Source organism: Streptomyces sp. NRRL F-5126, from assembly GCF_000721265.1.
GTDB lineage: Bacteria > Actinomycetota > Actinomycetes > Streptomycetales > Streptomycetaceae > Streptomyces.
The window spans coordinates 1-396 of record NZ_JOFZ01000092.1 but is presented as its reverse complement, the minus strand read 5'-3'; the positions used below and the strand labels follow the sequence as shown (position 1 = coordinate 396).

Below are 396 nucleotides of genomic sequence, written 5' to 3'. Positions count from 1 at the left end.
GCGCCGTCGGGGCGGGTGAACGGCATCAGGCCCTTCTTCACGACGCCCTTGGTGTCCGCCTCCTCGACCGGGGCGACGACCGGCCACTTCTCCAGGCAGGCGCCGGTGCAGGCCGACTTGGAGACGGGCCAGGCCTGGTCCTTCATGAAGCGGTAGACGGTCCTGCCGTTTCTGTCGACGACGATGTCGCCGAGCTTGGCGTCCTTGCGGACGGAGAGGCCCGGCAGCGTCGCCTTCTTGCCGTCGGCGGCCGTGGCGAACCACTTGCCGCCCACGCCCTCGCCCTTGGTGTCCCCGGCCTCGGTGTCCTTGGCGTAGCGGTACATCGGCCAGCCGGCGACGGTGAGCTGCTTGGTGCCGTCGCTCCGGGTGACCTCGCCGATCAGGGACTTGTCG

The 396-nt window shown here is 70.2% G+C and carries 1 pseudogene; it reads right to left on the bottom strand.

Annotated elements, in window-relative coordinates:
- Positions 1 to 396 (bottom strand): annotated as a pseudogene (locus IH48_RS0132470) (hypothetical protein); the annotation flags it as partial.